The organism is Bacteroides sp. 1001302B_160321_D4 (assembly GCF_015667765.1).
Lineage (GTDB): Bacteria > Bacteroidota > Bacteroidia > Bacteroidales > Bacteroidaceae > Bacteroides > Bacteroides xylanisolvens.
In genome coordinates this window covers 1-9,158 of the sequence record NZ_JADPLO010000109.1, presented here as the reverse complement: position 1 = coordinate 9,158, position 9,158 = coordinate 1, and the positions used below count along the sequence as shown (strand labels likewise).

Sequence of the window (9,158 nt, the reverse complement as noted above, 5' to 3'; positions counted from 1 at the left end):
TTCTTCTGTCTGTACAGATGATTCGAATTGAGATTTTGCCCGGTCTTTTTGCCCGCATCCGGCTAATAACAAAAATATTATTAACAAAAAAGAATTATCGTGTTTCATTGTACCTGAATATTAGAAAGTTCATAAACTTAAATAAATAAGATTCTTGCCTCCAAATATAGAAAATTAATTTCATGGGAAAGAGTTTTGTAACTGTTTATATTTGTTATATTTGCGCAATCATCACTATTTGAACTCATGTCAGGTATTAAAGATTTAGATATATTATTATCCAATATGGAACCTGTATTGGATAAACGTGACTTTGTTTTTTGCTCTTTCCCGACATTTGATTGGGATAAAATGCGTGAATTAAACCCGGTCGTTTTTTTTCAGGAGAAAGAAGGTATGACCTTCATTCTTGACCTGAAAGATGCCATAGGCAAAGATATGGATTGCCAGTCTGTTTACAGGCTTATTACTCTCAATGTACATTCCAGTTTAGATGCAGTGGGCTTGACAGCTGCTTTCTCGGCTAAACTTACAGAGAAAAACATTAGCGCAAATGTAATAGCAGCATATTACCACGACCATATTTTTGTGCCTAAAGAGAAGGCGGAACAAGCACTGAATGCCATTCTCGAACTTCAGAAGATTAAATAAGAAAGGTACCCAACGCAATGTGGATACCTTTATATGATTCATTTACATAAACCGGAAAATGACTCGTCCGGTTTGTGGACCATTTACCCATTTCGGTTGTGAAGAGGGACCACACAAATCGGTGGAGTTTACTTTATTACGTACCGGAGGAATCACGTTCAGGACAGAGATTCCGCTTTCGGGAAGAGTATAAAGCAAACGGTCGCGGCCATCACGAGGCTGATATACTCCGATATATGCGTCGGGAGTTTCGTTTGTCAGGCTGATAGTGCCTTCTTTCGTTTGGATATTCATCCAGGAAACATCACCAAAGTATCCTTTGAATTCGGGATATGTGAAAGTCTCACCCGGAATAGGATCGTTATAGTCGTTTTCCCAAACATCGTATTGTGTTCCGTGAATACGGTTTTGCCATACACGGTAAGGTCCGGCACCCAGCCAGCGTTTGCTGATTACCTGATCTTCAGGATAGTCGAAACGAATACCCATCAAGTCTACGACACCGGAGAAATTATAGGTGTAATCCAAAGCCAGTTCCCCACTCGGGTTAATTGTCCATTGGGTCTTATCCAGGTTGCCCAGTTTATAATTGGCGGTAACAACCAGATTACCTCCGTCTTCTTTCACATCCAGTTTCGTAAATACGGCAGCATCGGGGAATTCGCTGTATGTGCGGTCTTTTTCTTTTGCTTTCTCATCATCATGGTTATAGAACTGATCCAATGAGCGGTCTGCACGACGGGCTCCGATGAAACGGGGGCCATTGGCGAAACTAATCTTACGGTTATCTACAGATACTCCTTTTAGTTGTCCGTCTTTCTTTGAGAAGATAAACGTACGCTTATTCGCTTTCACAGTAAGCTCATTTTCTGTCTCTGTATAAGCAGGACGACTGGACAAGGGAGAAAGCTGTTCTGTCTGCTGATTCAGTTTGTTGACCGGGAAAGTCCAGCGCCAAAGTTCATGGCCGTATGGATCGATTGCTGTCAGGAAGAGGGCGTCTGCATTGGGGAGGATATTTGTTTTTATATCCAAAATGCCTGCCGAGTGAGCAACCACGTCACTGCCTTGCACTTCACCCTCTTTCAACACTTGAATAGCAGCATTGGAAGCATCTGTTGCCAGCGGGAATTTTACTTGCTTCCAAAGGAAACGGCAAGTATTCAGATTCAGATAATCGTAACGGTTTTCTACGGAGAATTTGCCATCAAATTGCTTGTCGATAGAAGTATTCATGATTTGCACCGGGCTCCATAACTGCTTGATAGTGTAGTAGCTACCTTCCTTTTCGTGATGTGGTCCTACAATACCGTCTGCTCCAAAGTTTCCCTGGTTATCGATGAATCCATCCATATCCACACGCTTCACACCTTCGTCTGCCAATACCCAAAGGAAGCCACCGATACAACGGGGATGCTTGCGCATCATTTCCCAATAATCATATAATCCGGCACCATGGCCACCATCGTATAAACCATGCAAGAATTCCGTAGGCATAAAGATTTCCGGTAAGCGCATGTAGTTCTGGCTTTCTCCGTAAGAGCGGTAATGCATGGTTTCAAAACCGGAGAAATTGCCTTGCGGGTGAATAACCGGACGTTTCTGTGGATCGTATTTATGAAACTCTCCATCCAGTTCGGTATTCCATCCTTTTTCGTTACCATTACTCCACCAAATAATAGACGGATGATTCACGTCACGTTCTATCATGCCTTCAATCAGACGTACTCCGGTGGGGGTATCATACTTGCCATGCCAGCCTCCCAATTCATCCATCACATAAAGTCCGAGAGAATCACAGGCTTCCAAAAATTCCGGGTCAGCCGGATAGTGGCTCAAACGGACAGAATTCATGTTCATGCCTTTCATCAAGAGAACGTCTTCGATATTCTTCTCTTTACTCAACGTACGACCACTTTCAGGACGGAAACTATGGCGATTGACACCACGTACATTGATACGTACTCCGTTTATATAAAGTCCGTCGCTTTCGCGTACTTCAATCGTGCGGAAACCAAAATTTTCTGTTTCACTATGCAAAACCTTACCGGTCTTATCCAATAGAGAGAATTGCGCTTGATAAAGATTCGGAGTTTCCGCTGTCCATAATGCGGGGTTAGATACATTCAGTTGCAGGGAAGTCCAGTCGCCTCCTGCTTTTACGGGTACGGTGGTTTCCGTTATCTTTTTCCCTTTTTTATCTAAAATCTGTGTACGGATGCTCATTCCGTCATTAGAGATATTTGTGTAGCAGTTGGCACGGAAAGTTCCATCCATCTTTGCGTCAATGGCAATGTGCCGCAGGTTTACGGCTGGTTTCACCTCCAGGAACACCGGACGGAAGATACCGCCAAAATTCCAATAATCAGCACGACGTTCGGCAAGGTTCACACTGGCATTTTCACTTTCTTTGGCAACAGTGACTTCCAGTAAATTCTTTTTGCCATATTTCAGGAAATCCGTGACGTTGTATGAAAAACGATAGAAGGCTCCCTGATGTTTGGAACCAACTTTGCGTCCGTTTACTTTTACTTCCGTATCTGTCATCGAAGCTTCGAATACAAGATTGACCTGTTTGCCGCGAAACTTTTCCGGAACTTCAAATTCGTACTTATACATCCCTTTTTCATCGGCAACGCCTTTAGGAAATGGCTTTCCATAGAAAGTGATTCCATACTGATAAGTGCCGAAGCCTTGCAATTCCCAACAGGAAGGTACGCCGATTTTCGTCCATTTGCCGGAATTGCGTCCGTCGGTACAAAAGAAGTCCCATTCAACCATATCGTCGCATCCGTGACCGGAGAGATATTGCCTTTCCGTTTGTGGAAGGTTTTGAGCAGCCAGGGTAGTTGCCAACGCTAAGGTCGATAATAAAGTGGTTACTTTTTTCATTGTTACTTTTATTATTGTGTTAGTTATTTATTGCTATTATTGTTTACTACTGATACGGAGATGCAACGTATGTTCTTTTTTCTCTATGGCATATTTCTTCAATACACCCGGTCCGCAACTACTGTTTCCTAATCCAAGTACGGCAGCATCCATACTAAGAATAACTTCTGCACGTGGTTTTAAATCGCAATCGTGAGTTTCTTCATAGATGTCTTGTACGGTGTAATGCAGGGCAGATGCAGAAAATGCGTTTTCTACCGCGTCAACACGAATGCCTTTATTCTGTTTGTCGGTCAAGGTAAGATAATGCACTTCCTCTTTGTTTCCACTGTCCTGCGGACGTGGATAATGTACGTATTGGTCTGCAACGCTTCCTTTCCAAAGCCCTATCATAGCAGATGTTTTGCGGTCAGGATAGTTATCCTGTGGTCCTCTGCCATACCAGGTAAATGTATCATAAGCAGGCGCCAGACAGAATGCGATTCCTAAACGGGGAATTTCAGGAAGAACTCCTTGTGGCAAGAAAGTTGTTTTCAGATCAATCGTTCCATCTGAAAAGACCGTATAGACAGAAGTCGTCACCACTTTTCCTTCTTTATATAAATTACTTGTTTGAATCCGGACAATGACCGCCCCGTCTGCACGTTTTTCATGGCGGAAAGATTCCAGATTTATCTGCGGATGATCCATTCCATGCAATTTCCAGTCTTTAGCCAACCAGTTTCCGAAGCTCTTGTCATTATCTGTCGGAGCACGGAAAACTTGAGTGACAGGCTGAACCGGAAAATCATCGGAGTGAGCCAGCATTTCCTTGCCCTTATATATAAGGGAAGTCATACTTCCGTTCACTTTCTTTTCCCACTGAACAGAAAAACTGCGCCCACTAATCAATAAAGATTTATCATCCTCTTTCACCTGAAGTGCTCCTTTATTAATCAGATCGGTAGAGGCTAAATCTCCTTTCTGCAAGCAGAATTGTTCCCAGGCCACTTCATGTCCTGCCTTTGCCCAAAGAGCATCCGATTTCAAAACAATGCTTACTTTCAGCTGGTAATCGGAAAGAGTTTTCTCCGTTTTTTTATTGGTCTTACTAACTTTTTCATTTTTATTACTCAAAGAATAAGCGCCTTTTAATGAACAGAAAGCAGGCAAATCAATTGTTTTACTTTCGCCTGGAGTTATTTCCGGCAATGTAAATTCTCCCTGCTCTTTCTGCTTTCCATCGATTGACACAGTCCATAGGCAACGATATTGAGACAAGCCGGTGTGGTGATTCCGGTTCGTCACTTTCAGTTTCCCGTTTTCCATTTTTAGTTCGACGGGTGCATACACTTTCTTTACTTCCCAATATTTAGGCGTAGTTTCACGCTCGCTCATCAGCAATCCATTAAAACAGAACGCTTTTAAATTCGGTTTATCACCAAAATCACCACCATAAGCCACCATGGTACGGCCATCGGGTAAAGTTTTGTAGATTCCTTGATCTACCCAATCCCATATAAAACCACCCAGCATACGGGGATTGCTATATATCTCATCCCAGTATTCCTTGAAATTTCCCAATGCATTCCCCATGGAATGTGCATATTCACTTGTCATTACCGGACGGTCGTCATTGGTGCGTTCCGCAATCTCCAATAACCGTTCCCAACGTGCATTTTCAGCGCGTTCTTTATCCTCTCCTTCGGCAATACCGGGATTCAAGTATTCTTGTTTCACCCGGGTATAAAAGCGGCTGATAACATCGACCGTCTTCGGGTCAGGATTTCCGTCCACTCCCTGTGCCCCCTCATAGTGTACAGGACGAGTGGGATCGAAATCATGCAGCCATGCCGAAATAGCAGCGAAGTTCGGTCCGTAACCGCTTTCGTTTCCCATGCTCCACATTACAATACATGGATAATTCTTATCACGTTCCGCCATACGGACCGCACGGTCCATAAATGCTGCATGCCAGTCGGGGGTACTTGCGAGTGTGCCACGCAATCCGTGTTCTTCTATGTCCGCTTCGTCCATCACGTACAATCCCAAGCTGTCGCATAGCTCGTACCAACGGCTGACATTGGGGTAATGGCTGGTGCGCACAGCATTTATATTCGCCTGCTTCATTAAAAGAATATCCTGAAGCATTCGTTCTTCGCTCATAACACGTGCTGTCCGTGGATCATGTTCGTGGCGGTTCACTCCACGAAAACGAACCGGATTACCATTCACTAACAGTTGTCCTTTTTTGATTTCTACAGAGCGGAAGCCCACGGCCTGTTCTATCTGTTCTACGACTTTTCCTTCTTCATTTTGGAGAGTCAAGTGTAGTTTATAAAGATAGGGTGTTTCTGCCGTCCATCTTTCCGGTGATTTTATAATGGCTGACAAACGTCCCATCTTACGCGGGCCACGCTGCGGATACCATTCATTCATCCGGCTTGCTTTATGCTCCAAATCAAGCATATCTTCCACATCACCTTTCAATGTGGCAACTTCTTTGCCTGAAGCATCCTTCAGTACTCCCTGTAAGACATACCCTTTTCCGGTCATCCCTCGATATACACTGAATTGCGGATCAATCTGCAAAATAAAGTCTTTATAATCACCGGCAAATGCGGGAAGAGTGCGTACCGCATAATCACGCACATGAATATCCGGCGTGTGTATCAGATGAATACTACGATGAATACCACCAAAACGCCAGAAATCCTGATCTTCCAGATAAGAACCGTCACTATATCGGTAGACTTCCAGTGAAATTTGATTTTCTCCGGATTTCAGATACTTCGTGACATTAAATTCACTCGGTTCCATACTGCCTTGGCTATACCCTACCCGTTTGCCATTGATCCAAACATAAAAGGCACTCATTACGCCCTCAAACCGTAGAAAAGTCTGTCCATTCGCTTCCCATCCGGCCGGCAAAACAAAGGTGCGGCGATATTGCCCTACCGGGTTTCGTTCTTTATACGTGGTATAGTCAGTTTTCGGTTCTCCCATCACCCGTGGAGGATCTATTTTAAACGGATAGCCTGCTGAAACATAGATAGGCGTGCCATATCCGTTCACTTCCCAATTGGCCGGAACAGGAAAATCCGTCCAATCTTTATCATTAAAATTTGTCTGATAGAAATTCACGACTCTTTCATTGGGAACGGGAGTCCAACGGAATTTCCAGGTTCCGTCTAAAGAGATTGAGCCGTCTCCTTTCTGTACAGAGAAAGGGGTAAAAGCGGCTCTTGCCGGTTCACGATTGATCTGGAGAACATGATGATTCTCCCAATCATGCATTGTTTGTGCCTGTATCGGGCTTACAAACAATACACCCAATAGTAAAGTATATATTTTCATTCGTTCTTTTTTCTTCATATCAAGTAGACGGACGAAAGGGCATTTTGTACCCTTTTCTTTTACAGAAATATTAAAGAACAATAAAAGGAGTAACACTCTATGAAGAAAATCTTTACCTTGTGGCGTATAATTACTTCTAATATTATGATGATGAAAAAACTACTATTTAGCAGCTTCTTTTTATTAGGCAGTCTCGTTTCACAAGCACAACACGAGTACACAATTAAAGGTGAGGTAAAAGGAGTGAAAGACGGAACTCATGTTTCCTTATTTTTGACGGATGGACGCGTAGGAAGCATAGTTGGTACGGATACGATACGTAATGGAACTTTCTTTTTCAAGCGAAATGCAGGAGAAAGCGGTATGGATCAACTGTCTCTCATGTGTCGCGATACAGATTTCCCTCCAATGTCGTTAGATATTTATGCAACTCCGGGCGCAAAAATAAAAGTAACGGGCACAAACCCTCTGATTTATACATGGAGGGTAGACAGTCCGGTAAAAGAACAACAAGAACATAATAGATTCATTGAGGATTCCCGTGACTTATGGGACGAATTTCAACGCTTGGCTATCAAAGAAAGAAGTATGCGTTCAGCTTCAGAAACCGAACGAAAAGCACTTCGAACAAAGAGTGATAGTATATCTTCTATTATTAATCAACGGGAATTAAAGTTGATGAAGGAGCTCCCTATTTCCAATGTCTGGATGGAAAAATTACTCCGTTTGAGTATGTCTTTGAAATACAATTCAAGGTTTACCAATAAGGAAGAAATACTGGCTTTGTATGACAGATTAAACGAAGAGCAGAAAGCTTCCATTGGAGGACAAGAAATTAGGGTTAATCTCTTCCCTCCTAAAACGGTGAAAGAAGGAGATGATATGGCAGACGCCGATCTTTTTGATTTAGATGGAAAAGTGCATCATTTGGCTGACTTCAAAGGAAAATATATGTTACTTGATTTCTGGAGCAGTGGTTGTGGTCCTTGCATCATGGCTTTGCCCGAAATGAAAGAGATTCAAGAGCAATATAAAGACCGACTCACCATCATCAGTTTGAGTTCGGATACGCAAACTAGATGGAAAGCTGCTTCTGCGCAACATGAAATGACTTGGCAAAACTTAAGTGATTTGAAACAAACTGCAGGACTATATGCTGTGTATGACGTCAACGGCATTCCGAATTATGTTCTTATCTCTCCCGAAGGCAAAATCGTGAAAATGTGGTCGGGCTATGGTAAAGGCAGCTTGAAATTAAAGATGCGTAGATATTTGGATGCACCAAAGCGTGAAATGAGTATCACCGGGGACACCAATAGAAAAGTAGTTAACTATCCAAGTTTTGAATCAACCAATACTGATATTCTTGAAGTGAAGCAGGTAGAATTGACTGATACAGCCACTATCGTTCATTTTTATGCATATTACATACCCAAATACTGGATACAAGTAAGTGTAAATGCCAAACTAGTAGACGAGCAAGGTGCATCATACACATTACAAAAGGCTGACGGCATTACTCCCGGTAAGCATTTCTTTCTGCCTGAAAGCGGAGAAGCCGAATTTTCCCTCACATTCAAGCCATTACCTCTCAAAACTAAATCATTCAATTTCACAGAAGGAACAGCCAAAAACGATTGGCAAAAGCTTACTAGATAAAGAAAAAGAAATGTGCCAAAATAAAATCATAAAGGAGTTTTGGCACATTCTCTCTATTAATATTTGAATATCGAATATTAAAATAAGAATATTGTATTAACATTAAATATCTTGCAATTTAAAATAACCGTATAAGTCGCTCAAAAAGAGCTGTAAATATGTTATAATCTTCGCAGAAATGGTTTTCTTTGTTATAAGATATGTCTCATATATCTTATATTCAGTACAAAACAATAAAAGAAATGGAAGATTACAAACAGACACTCTATAACGATGAATTATTAAACATTTTACCCGACGGAGTGATTATATTTGATACAAATGGAGAAGTTATACAACTCAATCAGCAGGCTTTTGCAGAACTGCATGTTCATCCGTCGGTCAATGATATGCTTCCCTTTCCTACCAATCGTTTATTTAAACTGCTAAATAAAAAGGAAGATATACTTTCGACTATTCTGGAAAAGATTCGTCAGGGAGAAAATACGTATTCATTACCTGAACATACCTTCATGCAAGAACAGGTTGATTACACACAATTTCCCATAAGAGGAGAATTTGCAACGATCAGGGATAGAACTAATTTAAACAAGATCTTATTCTTTTTCCGCAATATTACA

4 protein-coding genes and 1 pseudogene are annotated in these 9,158 nt (G+C 41.9%); 3 read left to right on the top strand and 2 right to left on the bottom strand.

The features are described from left to right. The first annotated feature begins 246 nt into the window (after positions 1-246). Positions 247-651: an ACT domain-containing protein gene (locus KFO40_RS24665; RefSeq protein WP_211146904.1), complete on the top strand. Its 405-nt coding sequence runs from the start codon at positions 247-249 to the stop codon at positions 649-651. A 42-nt stretch (positions 652-693) separates the two neighbouring features. On the opposite strand, the gene KFO40_RS24660 is transcribed toward KFO40_RS24665, so the two are convergent. Both KFO40_RS24660 and KFO40_RS24655 read right to left on the bottom strand, forming a co-directional pair. Continuing rightward, positions 694-3,543, bottom strand: coding sequence for a glycoside hydrolase family 2 TIM barrel-domain containing protein (locus KFO40_RS24660; RefSeq protein ID WP_211146903.1), 2,850 nt, complete (start codon positions 3,541-3,543; stop codon positions 694-696). A 36-nt stretch (positions 3,544-3,579) separates the two neighbouring features. After that, complete coding sequence (locus tag KFO40_RS24655; protein WP_248005622.1) at positions 3,580-6,897, bottom strand: glycoside hydrolase family 2 TIM barrel-domain containing protein; 3,318 nt, start codon at positions 6,895-6,897, stop codon at positions 3,580-3,582. A gap of 126 nt (positions 6,898-7,023) precedes the next feature. On the opposite strand from KFO40_RS24655, the gene KFO40_RS24650 reads away from it, so the two are divergent. Both KFO40_RS24650 and KFO40_RS24645 read left to right on the top strand, forming a co-directional pair. Beyond that, the gene (locus KFO40_RS24650; RefSeq protein ID WP_211146905.1) at positions 7,024-8,538 is read left to right on the top strand and encodes a TlpA disulfide reductase family protein; all 1,515 of its coding nucleotides are present in this window, start codon (positions 7,024-7,026) and stop codon (positions 8,536-8,538) included. Between the two features lie 242 nt (positions 8,539-8,780). Further along, positions 8,781-9,158 (top strand): annotated as a pseudogene (locus KFO40_RS24645) (PAS domain-containing sensor histidine kinase); the annotation flags it as partial.